This window comes from Streptomyces sp. NPDC029044, from assembly GCF_040637495.1.
Classification (GTDB): Bacteria; Actinomycetota; Actinomycetes; order Streptomycetales; family Streptomycetaceae; genus Streptomyces.
The window spans coordinates 66,025-87,874 of record NZ_JBEZWN010000020.1 but is presented as its reverse complement, the minus strand read 5'-3'; the positions used below and the strand labels follow the sequence as shown (position 1 = coordinate 87,874).

The 21,850-nt window shown below is 72.5% G+C and carries 17 protein-coding genes and 2 pseudogenes; 10 read left to right on the top strand and 9 right to left on the bottom strand.

The genetic code is table 11. The features are described from left to right. Nucleotides 1-284: 284 nt before the first annotated feature. A complete protein-coding gene (locus AB0E85_RS18665) occupies nt 285-2,687 on the top strand; it encodes a hypothetical protein (RefSeq protein WP_361928109.1) in 2,403 nt (800 codons plus the stop codon). Here the strand turns inward: AB0E85_RS18665 and AB0E85_RS18660 are convergent. From AB0E85_RS18660 to AB0E85_RS18645, 4 genes are all read right to left on the bottom strand, one after another. Then, nucleotides 2,657-5,092 carry a right-handed parallel beta-helix repeat-containing protein gene (locus AB0E85_RS18660; RefSeq protein ID WP_361928106.1) on the bottom strand — a complete coding sequence of 812 codons (2,436 nt, stop codon included), beginning with the start codon at nt 5,090-5,092 and terminating at the stop codon, nt 2,657-2,659. The genes AB0E85_RS18665 and AB0E85_RS18660 overlap by 31 nt on opposite strands. A gap of 154 nt (nt 5,093-5,246) precedes the next feature. Further along, nucleotides 5,247-5,852 carry a hypothetical protein gene (locus AB0E85_RS18655; protein WP_361928103.1) on the bottom strand — a complete coding sequence of 202 codons (606 nt, stop codon included), beginning with the start codon at nt 5,850-5,852 and terminating at the stop codon, nt 5,247-5,249. A 163-nt stretch (nt 5,853-6,015) separates the two neighbouring features. Beyond that, nucleotides 6,016-6,843, bottom strand: a complete 828-nt coding sequence (locus AB0E85_RS18650; protein ID WP_361928101.1) for an MOSC N-terminal beta barrel domain-containing protein — start codon at nt 6,841-6,843, stop codon at nt 6,016-6,018. 44 nt (nt 6,844-6,887) lie between these two features. Then, nucleotides 6,888-7,316 (bottom strand): DUF6643 family protein, encoded by a 429-nt coding sequence (locus tag AB0E85_RS18645; protein WP_361928098.1) that lies wholly within the window; start codon nt 7,314-7,316, stop codon nt 6,888-6,890. A gap of 298 nt (nt 7,317-7,614) precedes the next feature. Between AB0E85_RS18645 and AB0E85_RS18640 the strand changes: the two genes are divergently transcribed. Continuing rightward, nucleotides 7,615-8,898, top strand: coding sequence for a TerD family protein (locus AB0E85_RS18640; RefSeq protein WP_361928095.1), 1,284 nt, complete (start codon nt 7,615-7,617; stop codon nt 8,896-8,898). Between the two features lie 16 nt (nt 8,899-8,914). On the opposite strand, the gene AB0E85_RS18635 is transcribed toward AB0E85_RS18640, so the two are convergent. Further along, nucleotides 8,915-10,105: a glycosyltransferase gene (locus AB0E85_RS18635; RefSeq protein ID WP_361928092.1), complete on the bottom strand. Its 1,191-nt coding sequence runs from the start codon at nt 10,103-10,105 to the stop codon at nt 8,915-8,917. Between the two features lie 39 nt (nt 10,106-10,144). Here AB0E85_RS18635 and AB0E85_RS18630 point away from each other — a divergent pair, with 39 nt between their 5' ends. Then, complete coding sequence (locus AB0E85_RS18630) at nt 10,145-10,930, top strand: aspartate/glutamate racemase family protein (protein ID WP_361928089.1); 786 nt, start codon at nt 10,145-10,147, stop codon at nt 10,928-10,930. A 110-nt stretch (nt 10,931-11,040) separates the two neighbouring features. Beyond that, nucleotides 11,041-11,595 carry a hypothetical protein gene (locus tag AB0E85_RS18625; RefSeq protein ID WP_184567392.1) on the top strand — a complete coding sequence of 185 codons (555 nt, stop codon included), beginning with the start codon at nt 11,041-11,043 and terminating at the stop codon, nt 11,593-11,595. A gap of 40 nt (nt 11,596-11,635) precedes the next feature. On the opposite strand, the gene AB0E85_RS18620 is transcribed toward AB0E85_RS18625, so the two are convergent. Then, the gene (locus tag AB0E85_RS18620; RefSeq protein WP_361928086.1) at nt 11,636-12,694 is read right to left on the bottom strand and encodes an O-antigen ligase family protein; all 1,059 of its coding nucleotides are present in this window, start codon (nt 12,692-12,694) and stop codon (nt 11,636-11,638) included. 224 nt (nt 12,695-12,918) lie between these two features. Between AB0E85_RS18620 and lnt the strand changes: the two genes are divergently transcribed. The 4 genes from lnt (at nt 12,919) to AB0E85_RS18600 (ending at nt 17,919) form a co-directional block, all read left to right on the top strand. After that, nucleotides 12,919-14,535 carry an apolipoprotein N-acyltransferase gene (gene lnt, locus AB0E85_RS18615; RefSeq protein WP_361928083.1) on the top strand — a complete coding sequence of 539 codons (1,617 nt, stop codon included), beginning with the start codon at nt 12,919-12,921 and terminating at the stop codon, nt 14,533-14,535. Between the two features lie 68 nt (nt 14,536-14,603). Further along, the gene (locus tag AB0E85_RS18610) at nt 14,604-15,083 is read left to right on the top strand and encodes an NUDIX domain-containing protein (protein ID WP_361928080.1); all 480 of its coding nucleotides are present in this window, start codon (nt 14,604-14,606) and stop codon (nt 15,081-15,083) included. A gap of 54 nt (nt 15,084-15,137) precedes the next feature. After that, nucleotides 15,138-15,938: a 3-hydroxybutyrate dehydrogenase gene (locus tag AB0E85_RS18605; protein WP_361928078.1), complete on the top strand. Its 801-nt coding sequence runs from the start codon at nt 15,138-15,140 to the stop codon at nt 15,936-15,938. Nucleotides 15,939-16,014: 76 nt separating this feature from the next. Continuing rightward, nucleotides 16,015-17,919, top strand: coding sequence for a GAF domain-containing protein (locus AB0E85_RS18600; RefSeq protein WP_361928076.1), 1,905 nt, complete (start codon nt 16,015-16,017; stop codon nt 17,917-17,919). 59 nt (nt 17,920-17,978) lie between these two features. On the opposite strand, the gene AB0E85_RS18595 is transcribed toward AB0E85_RS18600, so the two are convergent. After that, the gene (locus tag AB0E85_RS18595; protein WP_361928073.1) at nt 17,979-19,367 is read right to left on the bottom strand and encodes an MFS transporter; all 1,389 of its coding nucleotides are present in this window, start codon (nt 19,365-19,367) and stop codon (nt 17,979-17,981) included. 680 nt (nt 19,368-20,047) lie between these two features. On the opposite strand from AB0E85_RS18595, the pseudogene AB0E85_RS18590 reads away from it, so the two are divergent. Continuing rightward, nucleotides 20,048-20,277, top strand: a pseudogene (locus AB0E85_RS18590) (pirin family protein); the annotation flags it as partial. Between the two features lie 695 nt (nt 20,278-20,972). On the opposite strand, the pseudogene AB0E85_RS18585 reads toward AB0E85_RS18590, so the two are convergent. Beyond that, nucleotides 20,973-21,119 (bottom strand): annotated as a pseudogene (locus tag AB0E85_RS18585) (ATP-binding protein); the annotation flags it as partial. On the opposite strand from AB0E85_RS18585, the gene AB0E85_RS18580 reads away from it, so the two are divergent. Then, entirely contained in the window at nt 21,057-21,293 is a 237-nt protein-coding gene (locus AB0E85_RS18580; RefSeq protein ID WP_361928193.1) for a hypothetical protein, read from the top strand. The pseudogene AB0E85_RS18585 and the gene AB0E85_RS18580 sit on opposite strands and share 63 nt — an antisense overlap. A gap of 23 nt (nt 21,294-21,316) precedes the next feature. On the opposite strand, the gene AB0E85_RS18575 is transcribed toward AB0E85_RS18580, so the two are convergent. Next, nucleotides 21,317-21,607, bottom strand: a complete 291-nt coding sequence (locus tag AB0E85_RS18575) for a hypothetical protein (protein ID WP_361928070.1) — start codon at nt 21,605-21,607, stop codon at nt 21,317-21,319. Nucleotides 21,608-21,850: the final 243 nt, after the last annotated feature.

Here is a 21,850-nt window from a genome sequence, read left to right as displayed (position 1 = left end):
TCCGGTCCTTTCGCCTCAATGCCGTCCGACACCCCCCGCACCGGACCCGACCAGGACATTCTTCCGGCCCTCGGTGCGAGGACGCCCCATCCTCGCACGTCGTGCAGCGGAGAGCGCCACCACGCCCACTCGTCGCGCATACGCCACCGGTGGCTCAGCCGTCACAACGGTTCATCACGGATCGGGGAGATTCCGTGACAGGGGGTGTGCGGCGGCGCGGAAGTGGAGATCCTTGTGCCCGCACGGACAGAGCCGACGGCGTGTCACGGGGGAAGTGCGAATCAGTGGAACGTGCGCAGGAACGTGCGTCGACCGGCGGGCCCGACGCTCCCGCCACGCGGCCCGGCGAGCCCGGGACCGCCCTGGAACTCCTGGTCCACGGCGTGGGCGGAACCACGCCGCAGGAGATGCTCAACGATCCGCGGACGGTACGCATCACCGGCGACGACACGGCGGCCGTCTTCCGGCGCGCCGACGACGTCGACGCCGAGCACACCTGCGACGACCGGCGCCGTGAAGGGCCGGTGCCCGAGGCCTACGTCTGGTGCAACCTCACCTCCGGCGACGGCACCCGGGCCCTGTGGCTCCTGCTGCTGCCGTTCATGGTCGTCAACCTCGCCCACTGGATGCGCCCCTCCGCCCACGGCCGCCGCCGCACCGTACGCCTCTACGGCCTCCTGGTACGGCTCGCGGCGCTCACCCTGACGGTGCTGCTCGTCGCGGCCGCCTGCGAGGTCGCCCTCGACCTGGCGGCCTGGCAGTGCGCGGGCACCGTCGCCTGCGCCGACCGCCACACCTGGCTGGGCTTCCTCTCGCCCACCGTCTCCGACGGCGGCTGGTGGAGCGCCCCCGGCCGCAGGCTCGCCCTCGCCGCCGTCGTGCCCACCGCCCTGACCGTCCTGCTCTGGTACCTGTCCCGGCGCACGTGGAGCGACTACGAGTCCCAGCGGCCCATCGAACGCGCCCCCGAGCCCGAGGGCGACGGCGGTCCGACCGCACTCGGCCGGCCCGGCTTCTGGTACGGGCGCCGGCTGGTGGCCCGGCTGCGCGCCGCGCACACCGCCGCCGGCCTGATCACCGTCGCCGCCGCGGTCGGCAGCGCCCCCGCCCGCTTCGACCGGCGCCCCGGCGGTCCTGCCGTACTCGACGTCCTGGGCCTGGTCCTGGAGGCGGCCCTCGCGGCCTGCGCCGTCGCCGTGGTGTGGGTGGTGTGCCGCCGCGGCCGCAGTGAGAGACGGCTGGACCGCAGACTCGACGAGCGTTTCGTACGGCGCCTGCCGCTCGTCGCCCTCGCCCTGCTCGCCTGTGCCCTGCTGTACGCCGGATGGGAGCGCCCGGGGTGGACGTCCGAAGGCCGGCTGCCGGGTGATACGACGTTCGGCGGGATCGCCCTGGTCCAGGGGCTGCTCGTGATCGTCCTCGGCGTCGTCGCCCACCTCCTGCACCGCACCGACCCCGACCGGCGGGCGGTGCTGCGGGGCCTGGGCGGACCGGCCGTGGCGATGCTGGCCTGCGCGCTCGGCGGCGTCATGTCCGGCGGCGTGTCGCAGCGCGTGTCCGACTGGCTGGACGGCACCCGAGCGTCCATCGAGGGCCCGCCGGTGCTGCTGACCTGGCAGGCGTCCGTGATCCCCCCGCTGCTCGTCGTGCTGCTCGGGCTCATCGGCTGGCTGGCCCGCCGCGCCTGGCAGCTCGCCCGCGCCGAACGGACCGCCGTGGCACTCGACTACCCGGACCAGGACCTCGACCCCGCCCGCACCCGCCGCATCGCCTACACCCGGGCGATGGCCGCGCTCACCGACCGGGGACCCCGCATCGTCGCCGTCACCTCCGGCGTCACCCTGCTGCTCGGCGCCGGAGCCCTCGTGGGTGCCCTCGCCACCGACGAGACCCCCGGCGAGGCCGCGCAGGGCGCCTACCCCGTCGTCCACGGCGCCGCCGAGACCTCCCAGGCCCTCGGCTCCTGGCTGATCGGCCTCGGCTTCCTCCTCTTCGTCACCTGGGGCCGGCGCGCCTACAAGGACGCCTCGGCCCGCCGCACCATCGGCATCCTGTGGGACGTCGGAACCTTCTGGCCGCGCGCCTCCCACCCCTTCGCCCCGCCCTGCTACGCCGAGCGCGCGGTGCCCGACCTGACCTGGCGGATGGCCACCTGGACCCGCGCCACCGGCGGACGGCTGGTCATCTCCGGGCACTCGCAGGGCAGCGTCCTCGCCGCCGCCGCGGCCTGGCAACTCGCCCCGTCAGCCCGCAAACGCGTCGCGCTGCTGACCTACGGCTCCCCGCTGGAGCGCCTCTACGGCCGCTGGTTCCCGGCACACTTCGGACCTGACGCGCTCAGCTCCCTGCACCGGGACGTCGACTGCTGGCGCAACCTGCACCGGCTCACCGACCCCATCGGTGGCCCGGTGCGCCTGCCCGGCGACCGCGGCCCGCAGGTCGACCACGCCCCCCTGATGGACCCCCTCGCCTACGGCCGCACCGAACTCCTGCCGCTGCCCGCGCCGATCCTCGGCCACTCCGACTACCAGGCCGATCCGGTCTTCGCCGAAGAACGCCGCAAGCTGCTGGCGCGGCTGAGGCCGCAGGACCCGGCGGCCGGGGACGTGCCTTCGCCGCGCCACCGGCCCGGGCCGCCCGCCGCTCAGGCGGACCCTCAGAGCAGTTCGGGCAGGTCCTCGGCGTAGAGCAGCGTCAGGTCGTCCGTACTCGGCTCAGGAAGCTGGGCGACCCGGCTCGCGTGCCGCTCGACCATGGCCTCGAACGTCTGCCGTGCGGTACGGCCGTTGCCGAACGCCGGGCCCTTGGGCAGCACCGTGAAGTACTTCCGCAGGGCCTCCGACGCGCCCGGCGCCAGCCGGTACTCGTGCTCCTCGGCCTGCTGCTCCACGATCCGCAGCAGGTCCTCGGGCCCGTAGTCGCTGAAGGTGATGGTCCGGGAGAAGCGGGATGCCACGCCCGGGTTGACCGACAGGAAGCGCTCCATCTCGGCCGTGTAGCCCGCGACGATCACCACGACCGCGTCCCGGTGGTCCTCCATCAGCTTCACCAGCGTGTCGATGGCCTCCTTGCCGAAGTCGCGGCCCGCGTCCTCCGGGGACAGCGCGTAGGCCTCGTCGATGAACAGCACGCCACCGCGCGCCTTCTCGAAGGCCTCCTGTGTGCGGATCGCCGTCGAGCCGATGTGCTCGCCGACCAGGTCCACACGGGACACCTCGACCAGGTGGCCCTTCTCCAGCACACCGAGGGAGGCGAGGATCTCGCCGTAGAGCCGAGCGACCGTCGTCTTGCCGGTGCCGGGGGAGCCGGTGAAGACCAGGTGCCGCTTGACCGAGGCCGCCTTCAGACCGGCCTGCTGCCGGCGCCGGCCGACCTCGATCATGTCGGTGAGGGCGCGCACCTCCCGCTTGACGCTCTCCAGGCCCACCAGTGCGTCCAGTTCACCCAGGACGTCCTTGGAGGTGCGGGCCGCCTGTTCGGGCTCGGCGACCGGCGCCGGGGGCTCCGGCTCGGTGCGCTGTCCCGGGACCGCGCCCAGCAGGCCGGGGGAGTGGCTCACCGTCTGCACGGCCGTCGCCCGCGCCGCGGGCGCGCGCAGCCCGGCGCTCTCGTCGCTCGTGCAGTCCTCGACGACCGGGCCCGCCCCGGACGCGGCGTCCGCGCCGCTGTCCGCGAACTCGTAACCCCCGCGCGCGCAGCGCTCCGTGCGGCACTTGCGCAGCGTCGTACGGCTGCCGTCGATCACATGGAAGCCGTAGCCGCCGCTGCCCGTGACCCGGCAGTTCTGGAAGCTGCCGCGGCCGCCGGCCGAGACGTAGACGCCCGCCTCCGCAGGCGAGTCGATCGTGCAGCGCTCCACGGTCGGGTCGGCGCCCTTGGTGACGATCACGCCCGTCTGGGTGCCGTCCACCGTGCAGTTGCTGAGCGTGCCGCCGCTGCCGTGGTCGCGGAACCAGGCGCCGGTCGCCGCGTCCCGGATCCGGCAGTCGTCGAGCTGAGCGGTCGCGCCGTCGCTCACCGACACCGCCGTGTTGCGCACCTGCGACAGGTCGCTGTCGACGACGTCCGCGCGCGAGCCCCGGTCGAGGACGAACAGCGCGTCCGGCACGTCGTGCACCCGGCAGGAGTCCAGGACGGCGGTGGCGCCGTCGCTGACCCACACCGCCGGGTAGTCGCCCGTGCTGTCGAAGATCTCGCACTGGTTGGCGTCCACCCGTGTGCCCGGGTCCCATACCGACAGGCCGTTGCGCCCGAACTGCCGCACCGTGGTGCGCGTCAGCGTGAGAACGGAACGGGAGCGCAGGTCGACCGCGTTCTCCGGGATGTCGTGGATGCGGCAGTCGGCGAGCGTCAGCACCGCGTCCGTGTCGAGCGTGACTCCGTCGGTCGTCGTGCGGTGTACGTCGCAGTCGGTGAGGTGCGCCGTGGCGCGGCCGGTGATCTGCACACCGCTGCCCCGTACTTCGTAGATCTCGCAGCCCACCGCCTCCAGCGCGGAGTTCTCCCCGGTCGCCGACAGGCCCGAGCCCGAGGTGTGGTGGATCCGGCAGCGCTCCAGGCGGGGGTGGGCGCCGCCGCGCACCGCCACGCCCGCCTGGCCGGCCGCGACGACCTCGCACTCCTCGAACACCCCGCCCGCGCCGTCGAGTACGGCGATGCCGATGCCCGCGGGGTTGTCGACCGCGCAGCGCCGGACCGTGGGCCGGGCGCTGCCGCGCACCTCGATCCCGGCCGCCGACCGCGTCACGACCCGCACGTCCCGCAGCTCCGGGGTGCCCTCCTCCACCAGCACGGCGGGGGCGGCGGCGTCCTGGCCCTCCACATGGAGGTCCTGCACCACCGCAGAGGCGCGCACGGTCAGCGGCACGCCGTCCACGGGCGCGATCCGCACGGAGCCGGGGGAGCCCTCGGGGCCGCGCAGGGTCACCGCGCGCTGGAGGACGAGATTCTCCCGGTAGGTGCCGGGCGCGACGGTGAGGACGTCCCCGTCGGCCGCGGCCTCCAGGGCGGCGGCGAGCGAAGCGTACTCACCCGTGCGGCGCCGCCACCGCGACGTGCCGGTGTGCGTCACCTGGACCGTGCCCTGTGCCATGGTGTAGCCGTGCCCCCACCTCGGTCGTACTGATGGCTCGTCCGCCCTCGGGGCGCGTCCCTGGGGCTCGCTCGCGCGCGGGTTGTGCCGAACGGTTCGGCCGGACCACCGTAGCGTGCGCGCGGGTGGTGGGTTGACCAGAGCCGGAAGGCCGTCAGCTGCCGGTGCCCGTCCTGCCCCAGTCCGGGCCCGCCCTGTCCCATGCCTGGTCCCAACGGGCGTACCGGCGGCGGACCATGCGCCAGACGATCAGCCGCCTGCCGGCCTCGATGAGTCCGCCCGTCGCCAGGGCGGCGCCGAAGCCGGCGAGGACCGCGTGCGTCGAGGCCGTCGCGGAGTCGAGCGGGCGGGCCACCATCCGGCCGTGCCGGTCGGTCCATATCCGGAACTCGTCGCCCTGCTGGGGGTCCTTGAGGCTCGCCAGGACGGGGCCCTGGTGCGGGGTGCCGTCCGGTGCCGTCCAGTCGGCGAGGACGCGGGTGCGCATGTCCCTGCCCGAGGAGGTCTCGGGGTCGGCGTCCAGCGGGGAGCGGTCCAGCTTGCGGACCACGGTGGCCGTCACCAGATGCCGCGCCTCGTGCTGCGCCCGGACGGAGCGCTGCAAGGCGTCCTGCGCCGCGCCTCCGACGAGCGAGCCGGCCACCGGGGCGGCCAGCAGGATCAGCATCAGGGCGGCCAGCGCGACCCAGGCCTCGGCAAGGTCGGTCGCACGGCAGAGCGGATTGTGCCGCCAGCGCCAGAGTCCGCTGATCGCTCGCACCGCCCGCACCCCCTTCCCGCTCCGTGATACTCCCCCGGCGGAGCCGCCCGCGCATGGACCCGGCGAAGAGAGAGCGACATCACTTCTCCCCGGGGTCTCTCATGAATTTCTCACACAGGCCAACGCCCGGGCCCGCGGCGCGGTTCCCGCTCCGCCCGAAGACCTATTCGAGGATCCTGACCGGGTCCCCGACCCGGATCGTGCCGCGGGACAGCGGTACCAGGTTCTGGCCGAAGACCAGCTTGCCGCCGAGGCGGCGGTGGCGGCCCAGGCTGAACAGGGGCTCGTGGCCGCGCTCGCCGGTGCCCTGGTCGGTGGTGGTCACCACGCACCGGCCGCAGGGCTTGGCCACGCGGAAGGGCACTTCCCCGACGGCGATGCGCGACCAGTCGTCCTCGGCCCACGCGGAGGTGCCCGCCACGACCACGTTCGGCCGGAAGCGGTTCATGGGCAGCGGGCCCTCGCCGGCGTGCTCGCCCTGCGCGATCAGGGAGTTGAGGGCGTCGAGCGAAGCCGTCGTGGCGAGCAGCAGCGGAAAGCCGTCGGCGAAGGAGACGGTCTCACCGGGCCGCGCGTACTCCGGGGCGAGAGGGCGGCGGGTGGCCGGGTCGTCCATGTACACCAGGCGCGCGTCGGAGCCGAGGCAGGAGCTGACCCAGGCGTGCGCGGCCTCGTCCTCGGCCGGGACCGCCTCGACCTTGTCGCGGAAGATCTCCACCGGCACGGTCACGACGGGCCGTGGAACGGGCACCGCCAACGGCGGCATGCCGGGCGCGGACAGACGGACGCCGCCACCGGGCCGAAGCTCGGCGGCGAGGAGCGCGAGGCGCGGCTGCCGGCGTTGCGTGACGACCTTTCCCCCGTCGTCGATCAGCACCCAGCGCCGGTCTCCGGCCAGGCCCCAGGGCTCCACGACGGCCTCCCGGGGCGCCAGGCCCCGGACCGCCTTGACCGGATGGACGTGAATCGAGTGCAGGTGAGCGTTCCCCATGGGGCCATCGTGCCAGCCGGCACCGACGGCCCCCGGAGGTCGGCTCAGTACCCGCGGTACTGCTGGTTGTTGTACGGGTCCTGGTAGGGAGCCGGGGCCGGCCGGGGAGCCGCGGGGCGCATCGCCTCGTAGCCCGCGGGAGCGGCCGGACGCGGCTGCTGCGGCTGGGGGCCGGGGTAACCGCGCGGAGCGGTGGCCTGCTGCGGGATGTACGCCGCGGGCGCCTGCTGCAGCGGTGAGGGCTGCTGCGCCTGCGGATAGCCGTAGGCGGGCTGGGAGGGGGCTGCCGGCAGAGCGGGCAGCGCCGACGGGAGGGCGGGCAGGCTGCTGCCCGGCATGTCGTACTGAGCGGGGACCCGGATCGGTGCGATCTGCGGGGTGCCCCGCTCGGCGACGAGCTTGTCGTAGATCGGGGTGTCCGGGAAGGAGGCGGAGTAGTAGCCGCCGCCATAGGTGGAGCGGGGGGAGGTCATGGCACATAAGTTAAGCCCACGATGTGCTGGTTGGGGAGACCGATAAGAGGGTTGTTTTCCGTGTCCGCAGTGACCCGGGATCCCCAATGCGAGCGAACTCGGCAAAATGGGGCGCCGAACGAGGGGCTGATCGTGTAAAGGCCGAGTTCCGGGCCGGTTACCAGGGGTTGGCCTCCGGTCTTCCGTCCGGCCGCGCGGGGGACTTCGCCGCGGCGAGGAATTAGGTTGTGCGCACGAAAGCCGACGGACCGCCGGGACGGGCCCGGTGCGGTGACACGCAATGGGGGCGGACATGCAAATGCTGAAAGGTTCAAACACTCCGGTGCCCACCGCGGCCTTGCGGGTGGAATTGGGGTGGCGGGCCGGAGCGGGCGTGCCCGACGCCGACGCCTCCGCTTTGCTGCTGGTGAGCGGAAAGGTCCGCTCGGACGCGGACTTCGTCTTCTACAACCAGCCCGCGCACTCCTCCGGCGCGATCCGCCACGAGGGGAAGCGCACCACCGACGGCCGGGTGACCGACGCGCTCCTCGTCGACCTCGCGCGCGTGGAGCCCGCGATCGAGACGGTCGTCCTCGCCGCTTCCGCCGACGGCGGCACGTTCGGGCATGTTCCCGACCTCTACATCGAGGTCCAGGACGCGGACCGGGGGACGCCGTTGGCCCGCTTCGACAACCCGGGCGCCACCACCGAAACCGCTTTCGTGCTGGGCGAGTTCTACCGCCGCCAGGGCGCCTGGAAGTTCCGCGCCGTCGGTCAGGGCTACAGCAGCGGCCTGCAAGGACTGGCCACGGACTACGGCATCACCGTGGACGAACCGCAGCAGGCGGCACCGGCACCGGCCGCCGCTCCGGCGCCCCCCGCGGCCACACCGCCCGCCGCGTACACGCCCACGCCGACGCCGCAGCCGGCCGCCCCGCCCCCGCCCGTCGCGCCGCCCGCGCCCGTCCGCCTCACCAAGGTGACGCTCACGAAGGCGTCCCCCTCCGTCTCGCTCACCAAGCAGGGCGGCACCTCCGGCGCGCTGCACGTGAACCTCAACTGGGAGGTGCGCAAGCAGTTCTCCGGGTGGAGCGGCAAGTTCGGGCGCCCGACCGCGATGCACTCCGACCTCGACCTCGACCTGTGCGCCCTGTACGAACTCAACGACGGCAGCAAGGGGGTCGTGCAGGCGCTCGGCAACAGCTTCGGTGCGCTGCACCAGCCTCCGTACATCCACCTCGACGGCGACGACCGCACCGGCGCCGTGTCGACCGGTGAGAACCTCACCGTCAATCTCGACCACAAGAACGCCTTCCGGCGCATCCTCGTCTTCGTCACCATCTACGAAGGCGCCCGTTCCTTCGCCGATCTCCACGCATCGGTCACGCTCCAGCCGCAGTACGGGGCGCCGATCGAGTTCTCCCTCGACGAGTGCACCGTCCCCTCACTCGTGTGCGCGCTCGCCCTGATCACCAACACCGGCGGCGACCTGATCGTCCAGCGGGAGGCGCGCTACCTGGTGCCCGAGCGCGGAGTCAGCCCGCAGCGGACCGTCGACCACGCCTACGGGTGGGGAATGAACTGGACTCCCGGCCGCAAGTGACTCCTCCCGGTGGCCGTCAGCCCTCGTCGGGCAGGGCGTCCGGGCGCGCGTAGGTGCGGCCCTTCCAGGCCGCACCCCGTCCCCGGTAGTGCTGCACCGCGGAGTCGACGGTCATGAGGAGATAGAGGAACGCGGTGAACGGCAGCAGCGGAGCGAGCCACAGCGGCTGCCGGTAGTAGCGGAGCATCGGGACGTACGTCCCCGCCATGACGAGCCACGCGAGGCCGCCGAGGACCGCCTGAGGCGTACGGCCGGCGGCGAGGCCCGCAAGGGTGGCCACGGGCGGGACCAGATACACCAGAGCCAGCCCCGCGACCGTCCCGGCCAGCAGCAGCGGATGATGCCGCAGCTGGGCGTACGCGCTGCGCGACACCATCCGCCACAGGTCGCGCAGCCGCGGATACGGCCGCACGCTGTCCACCCGCTCGGCGAGACCCAGCCAGATGCGGCCGCCGCTCCCCTTCACGGCCCGGGCGAGCGCCACGTCGTCGATCACGGCGTGCCGGATCGACTCCGGGATCCGCGCCCGCTCGGCGGCCTCCGTCCGCAGCAGGACGCAGCCCCCGGCCGCGGCCGCCGTCCGGCCCTCCCCGGCGATCCGCCGGAAGGGGTAGAGCTGCGCGAAGAAGTAGACGAACGCCGGCACCACCAGCCGTTCCCACACGCTCTCCACGCGCAGCCGGGCCATCTGCGAGACGACGTCGAACCCACCGGAACGGGCCGCCGCCACCAGCTCGCGCAGACTGTCCGGCGCATGTGCGATGTCGGCGTCCGTCAGGAGGACGTACTCGGGCGCACGCGCGCGTGCCAGGCCCAGGCCGTGACGCACCGCCCACAGCTTGCCGGTCCATCCCGCCGGCGGCTCACCCGGCGAACCCACGGTCAGGGGCAGCCCGCCGTGTCTGCGCGCCAGCTCGCGCGCCAGGTCACCGGTGCCGTCCGAGCTGCCGTCGTCGACGAGGAAGATCTCCGCACGCCCCGGATAGTCCTGGGCGAGCAGCGAGGGCAGCGCGGCCGGCAGCACGGCCGCCTCGTCGCGCGCCGGGACGACGACGCACACCGACGGCCACTCCCCGGGCTCCGCGCGCGAAGGCAGCCGCACGTCGGTGCGCCAGAAGAAGCCCTGGCAGAGCAGCAGCCACAGCCAGGCGAGCAGTGATCCAGCGGCAGTCCACACAACGGTGCTCACGCGCGCAGTCTGCCCCACCCGGCCTGCCCGGGACGGCTCATCGTCTATCGTGATCGGGTGAAGATCGCGCTCATGGACTCCGGAATCGGTCTGCTGGCGGCCACCGCCGCGGTACGGCGGCTGCGCCCCGACGCCGATCTCGTGCTCTCCCTGGACCCCGACGGCATGCCGTGGGGCCCGCGCACCCCGCAGGACCTCACCCAGCGTGCCCTGGCCGTCGCCGAGGCCGCCGCCGCACGCCGCCCCGACGCCCTGATCGTCGGCTGCAACACCGCGACCGTGCACGCGCTCACCGCCCTGCGCGCCCACCTCGAACCTGCACTCCCCGTCATCGGCACCGTCCCCGCGATCAAGCCGGCCGCGGCCGGCGGCGGGCATCTCGCCATCTGGGCCACCCCGGCCACCACCGGCAGCCCCTACCAGCAGGGCCTGATCCGGGACTTCGCCGGGGGTGTGCCGGTCACCGAGGTGCCGTGCTGGGGCCTTGCCGAGGCCGTGGAGCACGCGGACGAGGCGGCGATCGACGCGGCCGTGACCGCGGCCGCCGCCCTCACCCCGGACGACGTGACCACCGTCGTCCTCGGCTGCACCCATTACGAGCTGGTCGCCGAGCGCATCCGGACCGCAGTCCAGCAGCCCGGCCGCCCGCCCCTCGTGCTGCACGGCTCCGCGGGAGCCGTGGCCGCCCAGGCCCTGCGCCGGCTCGGCGAGCAGCCCGCGCCGGGAGCCACACCGCACGGCACGCTCACCGTGCTGCTCAGCGGACGTGAGGGCACGCTGCCCGCCCCCGCCCTGGCGTACGCCGAAGGTCGTCTCATGCAGGCGGTCACGCCCGCCCGCTGACCGGGACGCGTCCTGGAAGGTCATCGACCAGCCGGATCAGACCCGACCTACGTGCTGTCACTCTCCGCCACGAGGTGGCTGCGCAGCGAATTCTGAGTACCCTCAATGACATGAGGGACCACCTCCACGGCGAGAACACCCCCCACCCGCACTCGGACGTCTGGACCGGCCGCGCCACCAACCGGGTGCAGTGGCTGCTGGCGCTCGTGGGTGCCGCCTGCATGGCGCTCGGCATCGAGCTGGCCGTCGACTCGGCATGGACGTCCGGCGTCGCCCCGCTGGTCATGGCCGTCGTCGGGTGCATCGCCGCCGGGCTGCTGGTCCTCTTCGGAACGCTCGCCTTCGTGCACGTCGCCCTGCGGGTCGACGAGGAGCACCTGGAGGTGCGCTGCGGCCACATCGGCGTACCCCGCCGCCGCATCCCGCTCTCCCAGGTGGCCGGTGCCACGTACATCTCCCACGTCACCCCGCGCCACTGGGGCGGCTGGGGCTACCGGTGGCGGCCGGAGAAGGGCACCGCGGTGGTGGTACGACGTGGCGAGGGTGTCGAGCTGGAGCTGTGGGACGGGCACACCTTCACGATCACCGTGGACGACGCCGAGGCGGCCGTACGGGTCATCGAGGCTCGGCTGCGGCCCACCAAGCCGGGCGCACCCGCGCACTGACCCCGGCCGGTCACCCGCCGAGGGCCGCGATCACCGGCTGTCACCACGCGGGAGCGCGTCCCGCTCCGCGTGCCTGTGCCTCCGGAGTACGGCTCGACGGTTCGAGCGGGCGTGCCGTGGCCATGCCCGCCAGCAGGCCCGCTCCCACCGACACCGCCGTGAAGCTCAGCGCGTTGCCGATCGCGGCGATGGCGGCGAGCGCCGTCAGGGCCGCGCCGGCGGTGAGTGCCACCGGGGTCGGACGCGGGCCGCGCCACAGCGCGTACAGGACCCAGCAGAACGCCGCCGCGAGCAGGACCACGCCGACGACGCCCTGCTCGGCCGCCTGCTGGAGCGGTGCCGAGTGGGGCTTGCCGTCGGACAGCAGCGACTGGGCGGACGTCGTGCTCAGCTCCCCGAACCGGCCCGGGCCGGCCCCCAGGGCGGCGTCGTCGCCCAGCAGATGCCAGGCGTCCTGCCACAGCCGCACGCGGTGCGGCGTCAGCCGCCCCTCCAGAGCGGCCAGGAACCCGCCCGGTACGGCCCGCGCGGCAACCGCCCAGACCAGCCCGGTCACCACGGCGGCGACCGCGGCCAGTACGGCCATCCCGGCGCCGCGGTGACGGGTGCGGCCGGCGGCCAGAGAGCACATCAGCACCGCGAGACACATCACGAAGCCGGTGGTCGAGCCGAGCACGGCCGCCAGCACCGCGGTGCCCGCGGCCAGCAGGCGCAGGGCGAACCGAACGGCCGGAACCGGCGCGGACCAGGCCGCACAGCACGCGGCACCGGCCGACAGTGCCAGGACCGCGGCCGTGCCCCCGGCATGCCCGAGGGGCGCGGCGATCTGCGGGCCCGGGGCGAGGTGCGGAACGGCCACCGTCAGCGCGATGCCGGCCAGCGCCCCGGCGAAGGGCGCGCCGACCGGCAGCAGCGCCCCGCTGATCCGCCCGGCGGCGTACCCCGCGGCCACGGCCAGCACCGCCAGGAGAACCCCCTCGGGCCTGCCGTCGTGCACGGCCGCCGTGATCAGTGACCAGGCGGCACAGGTGCCCAGCACCACGACGCCCGCCGCGTCCGAAACGATTCGTCTCTCACCGTCCGCGTCCGGTCCGGACACGGACGTCACCCCGCTGGAACCCACCCCGCCCGCCCCCCGGCGCACCTTCGCCCCCGACCTGTGAAGACCCCGGCCGCACGGGCCGCGAAGGGCCGTACGACTGAGGCTTGGCACACGGTAACGGCTGGTGGGCGGTTTGGGGATGTGTCGTGACGAAATGAACAGGGAGTCCACCACGCCGACCGCGCTGTCGGCCCCAAGGTCACGCGCCTTAGACTCCGGGAGTGACCGTCACCGCAACCTCCGTCGGCGAGCCGGACCAGCTGGAGCCGCGGACCGCGCCCGGGGCGCGGACGTGGGCCCGGCGGCTCGGGCGTCTCGTTCCGGCCGCCGCAGCCGCGCTCTCCGGCCTGCTCCTCTACGTCTCCTTCCCGCCCCGCACGCTGTGGTGGCTGGCGCTGCCGGCCTTCGCCGTCTTCGGCTGGGTGCTGCGCGGCCGCGGCTGGAAGGCGGGACTGGGCCTCGGCTACCTCTTCGGCCTCGGCTTCCTGCTGCCGCTGCTGGTGTGGACCGGAGTGGAGGTGGGGCCGGGCCCCTGGCTCGCCCTGGTGGCGATCGAGGCCCTCTTCGTGGCCGCCGTCGGCGCCGGCGTCGCGACCGTGTCGAAGCTGCCGGGCTGGCCGGTGTGGGCGGCCGCCGTGTGGATCGCCGGCGAGGCCGCACGCGCGCGTGCGCCCTTCAACGGCTTCCCCTGGGGGAAGGTCGCGTTCGGCCAGGCGGACGGTGCGTTCCTGCCGCTCGCCGCGGTGGGCGGCACCCCGGTGCTCGGCTTCGCGGTCGTGCTGTGCGGTTTCGGTCTGTACGAGGTCGTCCGGCTGGCTCTGCGGTGGCGGCGGACCGGTGAGGTACGGCGTTCCGCCGCCGCCCTGGGCCTGCTGAGCCTGGCCGTCCCGCTCGTGGGCGCTGTCGCCGCCCGGCCCCTGGTCAGCGACACGGCCGAGGACGGCAGCGCCACGGTCGCGGTGATCCAGGGCAACGTGCCCCGCGCCGGCCTCGACTTCAACTCCCAGCGGCGGGCCGTGCTCGACTACCACGCGCGCGAAACGGAACGCCTGGCCGCCGAGGTCAAGGCGGGCAAGGTCGCGCAACCCGACTTCGTGCTGTGGCCGGAGAACTCCTCCGACATCGATCCCTTCGCCAACCCCGACGCCCGCGCCGTCATCGACACGGCGGCCAGGTCCATCGGGGTGCCCATCTCGGTCGGCGGTGTCGTCGAGCGCGACGGCAAGCTGTACAACGAGCAGATCCTGTGGGACCCGGCGAAGGGCCCCGTCGACACCTACGACAAGCGCCAGATCCAGCCGTTCGGCGAGTACCTGCCGTTCCGTTCGCTGATCGGCGCCATCAACAGCAACTGGACCTCGATGCAGCGTCAGGACTTCAGCCGGGGCACCAAGCCGGGCGTGTTCACCATGGACGGCGCCAAGGTCGGCCTCGTCACCTGCTATGAGGCCGCCTTCGACTGGACCGTGCGCTCCGAGGTCACCGACGGCGCCCAGCTGATCTCCGTGCCCAGCAACAACGCCACCTTCGACCGCAGCGAGATGACCTACCAGCAGCTCGCCATGTCCCGCGTGCGCGCGGTCGAGCACAGCCGGACCGTGACCGTGCCGGTGACCAGCGGAGTCAGCGCGATCATCATGCCGGACGGCCGCATCACCCAGAAGACCGGCATGTTCGTGGCCGACTCACTCGTGCAGAAGGTGCCGCTGCGGTCCTCGCAGACTCCCGCCACCCGGCTCGGCACCCTGCCGGAAATCGCCCTCGTGCTGGTCGCGGCCGGGGGACTGGGCTGGGCCGTCGGCGCCGGGCTGCGCGGGCGACGCGCCGGTGACGTGTAGCCGGACGCCGTCCGCACGCAGCCTGAATCCCGCCAGGGTGCGAGAAGCGGCCCATTAGGGTCGAGGACATGGCTACTCCCGACTTCATCCGCACGCTCCGCGCCTCGGCCGGTCATCAGCTGCTCTGGCTCCCCGGGGTCACCGCCCTCGTCTTCGACGACGAGGGCAGAGTGCTGCTCAACCGCCGCGCCGACACCCGCAGGTGGTCCGTGCTCGGCGGCATCCCGGACCCGGGCGAGCAGCCCGCGGCCTGCGCGGTGCGGGAGGTCTACGAGGAGACGGCCGTGCGCTGCGTCGCCGAACGGGTGGTCGTCGTCCAGGCACTGCAACCCGTGACGTACGAGAACGGTGACACCTGCCAGTACATGGACATCACCTTCCGCTGCCGGGCCGTCGGCGGGGAGGCGAAGGTCAACGACGACGAGTCGCTGGACGTGGCCTGGTTCGACGTCGACGCGCTGCCCGAGCTGAACGAGTTCGGCCTGCTCCGGATCAAGCAGGCCCTGTCGGACGACCCCACATGGTTCGAACCCACTGCCTCCAGCTGAACTATGGGGCGTGACCACATGGGGTGGGGCAGGGGCGCTGCCTAGGGTCGAACCATGACCGCGCCCCATGCCCTTCCGGCCCCCCACGCCTCCCCGCTCGACCTGGGCGGCCGCACCGCGCTCGTCACCGGCGCCGCCGGCGGCATCGGCCGTGCCTGCGCGCTGCGGCTCGCGGCAGCCGGGGCCAAGGTGAGAGCCGTCGACCGGGACGCCGCGGGCCTGGAGGCACTGGCCGGACAGGGGCGCGGCCTCGCCGGCACGGTGGAGCCGCACGTCCTCGACCTCACCGACCTGGACGCGGCCGAAGTCGCCGCAGCGGGCACCGACGTCCTCGTCAACAACGCCGGGCTCCAACTGGTCCGCCCCATCGAGGAGTTCCCGCCGGAGGTGTTCCACACGGTGCTCACCGTGATGCTGGAGGCGCCGTTCCGGCTCATCCGCGGGGCCCTTCCCCACATGTACGGGCAGGGGTGGGGTCGCATCGTGAACGTGTCGTCCGTCCACGGGCTGCGCGCCTCGGCCTACAAGTCGGCCTATGTGGCCGCCAAACACGGGCTGGAGGGGCTGTCCAAGACCACCGCCCTCGAAGGCGCGCCCCACGGTGTCACCTCGAACTGTGTGAACCCCGCCTATGTGCGCACCCCACTGGTGGAGAAGCAGCTGGCCGACCAGGCGCAGGCGCACGGCATCCCCGAGGAGCGCGTCCTGTCCGAAGTGCTGCTTCAGGACAGCGCCGTCAAACGGCTGATCGAACCGGAGGAGGTCGCCGAGGCGGTGGCGTATCTGTGCGGTCCGCAGGCCTCCTTCGTGACCGGCACCTCGCTCGTGCTCGACGGTGGCTGGACCGCCCACTGAGCAGCCGCTTCCGTCCGCCCGCGGGAGTTGTCCACAGGGCTGACGGGACCGGCCGGTCATGGTGAATCCTGTGAGCATGTCCAGCGATCACGTGCACTCCGCCGCATTGCCGTTCCTCGAGCTTCTGGCCCGGGGCGCGTCGGCCGACGCCTACGAGCAGCCGGAACTGCTCGCGCGGGCCGAAGGGCGCCCGGCGGAGTGGATCGCCGCGCTCCGGCAGGCCAAGCTGCTCGCCCTGCGCGTACGCGCCGAGCTGGAGGGGCGACGGCGGCGCGAGGCCGAGCTGTCCGCACTGTTCGAGACCGCTCACGACCTCGCCGGGCTGCGCGACCTCGATGCCGTGCTCCAGGCGATCGTGCAGCGCGCCCGTTCGCTGCTGGGCACGGACGTCGCCTACCTCAGCCTGAACGACACCGAGCGCGGCGACACCTACATGCGGGTCACCGAGGGCTCGGTCGCGGCCAGGTTCCAGCAGCTGCGGCTCGGCATGGGGGAGGGGCTCGGCGGCCTGGTCGCCCAGACCGCGCGTCCCTATGTCACCGACGACTACTTCAAGGACGACCGTTTCCAGCACACCCTCACCATCGACGCGGGCGTGCAGGACGAGGGGCTGGTGGCCATCCTCGGCGTGCCGCTGACGCTGGGGCACCACGTCATCGGCGTGCTGTTCGCCGCGGACCGGCGCGCCCGGGTCTTCGAGCGGGAGCAGATCGCCCTGCTCGGCTCCTTCGCCGCCCTTGCCGCGGCCGCCATCGACACCGCCAACCTGCTCGCCGAGACCAGGTCGGCCCTGGCCGGCCTGGAGCGTGCCAACGAGATCATCCGGGACCGCAGCGGCGTCATCGAACGTGCCTCCGACGTGCACGACCGGCTCGCCGAACTCGTCCTGCGCGGCGGCGGGGTGCACGACGTGGCCGCCGCCGTCTCCGAGATCCTCGACGGCACGGTGGAGTTCGCCGAGGCCGCCGCCGCACCCGCCGGAGCCCTGGAGAAGTCCGGCGCGCAGGGGCACGCGGTGCTGCACGAGGACGACTGGATCGCCGCCGTCGCCGCCGGGGGCGAACTGCTCGGCGCACTGGTGCTGCGGGGCCATCCTGGGCTCGACCCGGTCGACCAGCGCACCCTGGAGCGCGCCGCGATGGTCACGTCCCTGCTGCTCCTGGCCCGCAGATCCGCCGCCGAGGCCGAGCAACGCGTGCGCGGTGAGCTGCTCGACGACCTGCTGGACGCCCGTGACCGGGACCCGCGTCTGCTGCGGGAGCGCGCTGCCCGGCTGCACGCCGACCTCGACGCTTCACACGTGGTGCTGGCCGCGCGGCCGGAGGGCGGCGCGGCCGACGCCGAGCAGGAAGCGGACACCCGCAGACGCCTGGCAGCGGCGGCTGCCCACCTGGCCGCCACCGGGCACGGCCTGGCCGCCGCCCGCGACGGCGGCACCGTCCTGCTCCTGCCCCTGGGCTCCGGCGACACCGCCACGGACGTGGCCCGCCGAGCCGCCCGTCACCTGGGCACGGCGGTCCACGCACCGGTCACGGTCGGCGCGTCCGCACCGGCCGAGGACCTCGCCACCAGCCCGGAGGCCGTGTCCACGGCCTACGCGGAGGCCCGCCGCTGCCTCGAAGCCCTGCGGGTCCTCGGCCGCTTCGGGGACGGGGCCGCCGCCGAGGACTTCGGCTTCCTCGGGCTGCTCCTGGCCGGCGACCGGGACATCCCGGGCTTCGTGGACCGCACCATCGGCGAGGTCGTCGCCTACGACCGCCGACGGGGCACGGAACTGCTGCGCACCCTCGACGCCTACTTCGCCTGCGGCATGAGCCCCGCCCGCACCAAGGACGAACTGCACGTCCATGTGAACACCGTCGCCCAGCGCCTGGAGCGTGTCGGCCGCCTCCTGGGCGACGACTGGCAGAGCCCGGCACGGGCCCTGGAGATCCAACTCGCCCTGCGCCTGCACCGGTTGTCGGCACCGGAACTGCGCTGACAGCGCTGACCCCCGTACGCACACCGTACGGGGGCGGGACGGCGCGGGTCTGCCGCGGGTCAGGTGCGGGCATCCTGCGGGGCGGCGGCCGTCCGGTCCGCTCCCTGAGCGGAGGGAGGTGCGACCTCGGCCAGGTCCCGGTGGCGCGTTTCCTTGGCCGCCGCCACCGCGACGACCGTGAGCACGGCGGCGGCGATGACGTACAGCGAGATCGGCGTCGAGCTGCCGTAGTCGGACAGCAGCGCGGTGGCGATCAGCGGCGCGGGTGCACCCGCCGCCACCGAGGCGAACTGCGCGCCGATCGACGCACCGGAGTAGCGCATGCGCGTCGCGAACATCTCGGAGAAGAACGCGGCCTGAGGCGCGTACATCGCCCCGTGCAGGACCAGCCCGACGGTCACCGCAAGGATCAGGTTGCCGAAGCCGCCGGTGTCGATCAGCGCGAAGAAGGGGAACATCCACAGCCCGACACCGACCGCACCCATCAGATACACGGGCCGGCGGCCGATCCGGTCGGACAGCGCTCCCCACCCGGGGATGACGGCGAAGTGCACGGCCGAGGCGATCAGCACCGCGTTGAGCGCGGTCTGCTTGGAGACACCGGCCGAGGTGGTGGCGTAGACGAGGATGAACGCGGTGATGACGTAGTAGCTGATGTTCTCCGCCATGCGCGCGCCCATGGCGACCAGGACGTCACGCCAGTGGTGCCGCAGCACGGAGACGAGCGGCATCTTCTCGGCCTCCGCGGCCACGTCCGTCTTGCGGGCCTCGGCCTGCGCCAACACCTGCTTGAAGACCGGCGATTCATCGACAGACAGACGAATCCACAAACCGACGATCACCAGCACCCCGGAGAGCAGGAACGGGATCCGCCAGCCCCAGCTGACGAACGCGGCGTCCGACAGCAGGGCCGTGAGCAGCGACAGCACACCGGTGGCCAGGAGCTGCCCCGCCGGCGCGCCGGTCTGCGGCCACGACGCCCAGAACCCACGCCGCCGCGCGTCCCCGTGCTCCGACACCAGCAGCACGGCACCGCCCCACTCACCGCCGAGCGCGAAGCCCTGGACCAGCCGGAGCACGGTGAGCAGCACCGGCGCGGCCGACCCGATGGTCGCGTGTGTCGGCAGCAGCCCGATGGCGAAGGTGGCCCCGCCCATCAGCAACAGACTCAGCACCAGGAGCTTCTTGCGGCCGAGCCGGTCGCCGTAGTGCCCGAACACCAGCGCGCCCAGCGGCCGCGCCGCGAACCCGACGGCGTACGTCAGGAACGACAGCAGGGTGCCGACGAGCGGGTCGGAGTCCGGGAAGAACAGCTTGTTGAACACGAGCGCGGCGGCGGAGCCGTAGAGGAAGAAGTCGTACCACTCGATGGTGGTGCCGATGAGGGACGCGGCGACGATGCGCTTGAGGCTGGCGGGGGGTGGGGGAGCGGTCGCGGGGGAGGACATCGGCACCACTTCCTGGCGGTCGGCGGGGGACGTTTTCGTGTCGCCACACCGTAGGAACTTGCAGGTCAGAGGCGTATGTGGTGGGGCACCATAGTTCTGCGTTCGGAGGTGCGTGTGACCACCATGACCGCGTCGCTGACGCCGCTACGAGAGCCCCAATCGAGCCCGCGAGAGCGCTGTCCGAGTTGCTCTGTTCGGGCATGATTTGGAGGTGGCGTGCTGACTCCCGTGCTGGTTTGGTGCTGACTAAAAGCCCATGTCATCACCCGTTCTCACCTCTCCCGTGCTGACTTGGTGCTGACTACGCTGCGTTGAACTCGGTCATCTGGGGCTGATCGGGCAGCAGCCGGTCCTGCATGAAGCTGAGGCGTGGGAGCGTGGGGATCAGGTCTGAGGTGAACGGAATGGTGGGCCTGTGCATGGTGCGGCGCCCGCGAGCGAACACCGTCTGCGCGATTGCGTGGTGCGACACCCTGGCCGCGCATGCCGGAGCCGGCGATACCTCTGGTGCCGTGACCGTCAGATGCTTGCCGTGAGCGTGCTTGTGGATGGGAGACGGATCCGGTGAACCGGCCGAGAGCCTGGGAAGCCGATTGCTCGCCAAGCAGCGCCGCACCCTGTGCACCGAGGACTACCGGCTCGACAGCGCTGTCTTCGACCCGCCAGCCCTCACCCGCCCACGCGCCGAACTGGACTCAGAGATGGTCCTGCTCGGTGACCCGCTAGGCGATGAGGCCTGTTCCACTTGTTCTGGAACTGGATCGGGCGATCTCAGGAAGAGATCGTACAGGCCCGTCAGGACTGGATGGAAGGCTCCCGGTTCGGGGAGGTGAAGGGGTATGACGGGGCTCCACTGCCCGCACCGGAACTACCGCCGGTGCCGTTGAAACCGCGGGGAAGGGCGCGCTGACCTGTGGAAACGCGTCAGTGTAGGTGGTCGCAGGGCGGAAGGCGGTCGGGTAATTCTCACTGACTTCCACCTGCTTGCCGGAAGGCGTCCAAACAGCCGACTGGCTCAGGTCGGTGTGGTTGGGGATTCCACGGTGTGGCTGTCTGTGGGCGGCTGTGGCAGGACTCTTGCTGACCTAATGCTGACTTTGCTGACACCTCGTCAGGTTCGGGCGAGGGGCTCTTTTCCAAGCTCCGGGGCTTGCGGAGGCGTTTGCAGGTTCGGTGGCGTCCGGACCGATGCTGACCTGGCTGGCGGCCGAGTCGGACGTTGCGGTGGGACGGCGGCGCTCTCACTGCTGCCTTGTTGAGATTCCATAGGATTCCATTGGCGCCGCTGTCTCTCGGCAGCGCCGCTTGCGTCCGATCCGAAGGTGTTGCGCCGGAGCTTCGTCTGCTGGTGGTACAGGGTTGTTGGGCTGCTGACCAGCGGAAATAGCCTCGAAGGAGGAGGGGAGCGGCTTTCTGGCCCGCGAATGGTCCGGATCTTGATCTGCGACCGCGCCGGAGGCGTGGACCTCTCCATCCGGCGAACGTTGGGCCAGCCCAGTTCAAATGTCAACGGCCATCGGGATGCCCAGGTGGGTGGCCGGGTGTCCAGGCTGGTGGCCATCAGAAACCCAGGCGTGTGGCCAGTGGTGTTCCCGGGGGTGGGGGTCAGTTCAAGGGGACCACTCCCTTCCCGGCGAGGGCCTCGGCGAGACGATGCGAGTCCCCAGTGGTGGTCACGAGGTGAGCGTGATGCATGAGGCGATCGGTGCTCGCGCCCGCGAGGGTCTTCGGCATGATCGTGTCAAAGGCCGCCCGGTCGCCGTCACCGGCGGCCACGACAACACAGTGAGGATGTGGGACCCGACTACCGGCCAACAGACCGGACCAAGGCTCGTGTTCCCCGAGCCCGTTGTGGCGCTGGCGACGGGCGGGCGGCTGGTGGTCGGTTTCGGCCTGGAGGTCGCCGCCCTGTCCCCACTGACCTGAGCCCACAGTCGTCCCGCCCGTACTCAGCCCGGGAGTCGTCCCTCGTGTCGGAGGGCGTTCGTATGTTCGGTCATGCCGTGCATGCCGTGAATCAGTGCGTTGAACGTCCCTTCGGGCCCGTAGGTTCGCCGCGCTTGGAGCTTCTTGACGGGGTTGCAGAAGCCGTCGCCGATGTTCTCGTAGCCGAGGTCGGTCAGGGTGGGGACGCCCACGTGGCGGCGAGCCGGTTGACGGCGTCGACAAGCCGTGGGCGCGGGCACCGTGGTGTCGTACTCGCGGCCCGGGCGGACCGGCGAGACTTCGTGCAGCAGCATCGCGAGATGCTCCGCGGTCCCCCTGCGGACATCTAGGATAGCGGTGTCGGTGATACCGGATTGCACGTGAAGCCCCTCCACCGGGATAGGAACTTCGCAGACCTCGTTCCCACCAAGGGGCTTCACGCATGTCTGTCGTCGAGGGCAACAGCCCACCACCTGCACATGCTCACGCACCGCAACCATCACGCCGCCGAGAAAGACCTCAGTGGAAGTACGTAACGGGTCACGTATTTCGGGGGT

Excerpts from the sequence above, each read along its gene's own strand:
- AB0E85_RS18660 (WP_361928106.1), bottom strand. The coding sequence starts at position 5,092 with ATGGCACAGGGCACGGTCCAGGTGACGCACACCGGCACGTCGCGGTGG.
- AB0E85_RS18650 (WP_361928101.1), bottom strand. The coding sequence starts at position 6,843 with ATGGGGAACGCTCACCTGCACTCGATTCACGTCCATCCGGTCAAGGCG.
- AB0E85_RS18645 (WP_361928098.1), bottom strand. The coding sequence starts at position 7,316 with ATGACCTCCCCCCGCTCCACCTATGGCGGCGGCTACTACTCCGCCTCC.
- AB0E85_RS18640 (WP_361928095.1), top strand. The coding sequence starts at position 7,615 with ATGCTGAAAGGTTCAAACACTCCGGTGCCCACCGCGGCCTTGCGGGTG.
- AB0E85_RS18625 (WP_184567392.1), top strand. The coding sequence starts at position 11,041 with ATGAGGGACCACCTCCACGGCGAGAACACCCCCCACCCGCACTCGGAC.
- AB0E85_RS18610 (WP_361928080.1), top strand. The coding sequence starts at position 14,604 with ATGGCTACTCCCGACTTCATCCGCACGCTCCGCGCCTCGGCCGGTCAT.
- AB0E85_RS18605 (WP_361928078.1), top strand. The coding sequence starts at position 15,138 with ATGACCGCGCCCCATGCCCTTCCGGCCCCCCACGCCTCCCCGCTCGAC.
- AB0E85_RS18600 (WP_361928076.1), top strand. The coding sequence starts at position 16,015 with ATGTCCAGCGATCACGTGCACTCCGCCGCATTGCCGTTCCTCGAGCTT.
- AB0E85_RS18595 (WP_361928073.1), bottom strand. The coding sequence starts at position 19,367 with ATGTCCTCCCCCGCGACCGCTCCCCCACCCCCCGCCAGCCTCAAGCGC.
- AB0E85_RS18580 (WP_361928193.1), top strand. The coding sequence starts at position 21,057 with ATGCATGAGGCGATCGGTGCTCGCGCCCGCGAGGGTCTTCGGCATGAT.
- AB0E85_RS18575 (WP_361928070.1), bottom strand. The coding sequence starts at position 21,607 with ATGCTGCTGCACGAAGTCTCGCCGGTCCGCCCGGGCCGCGAGTACGAC.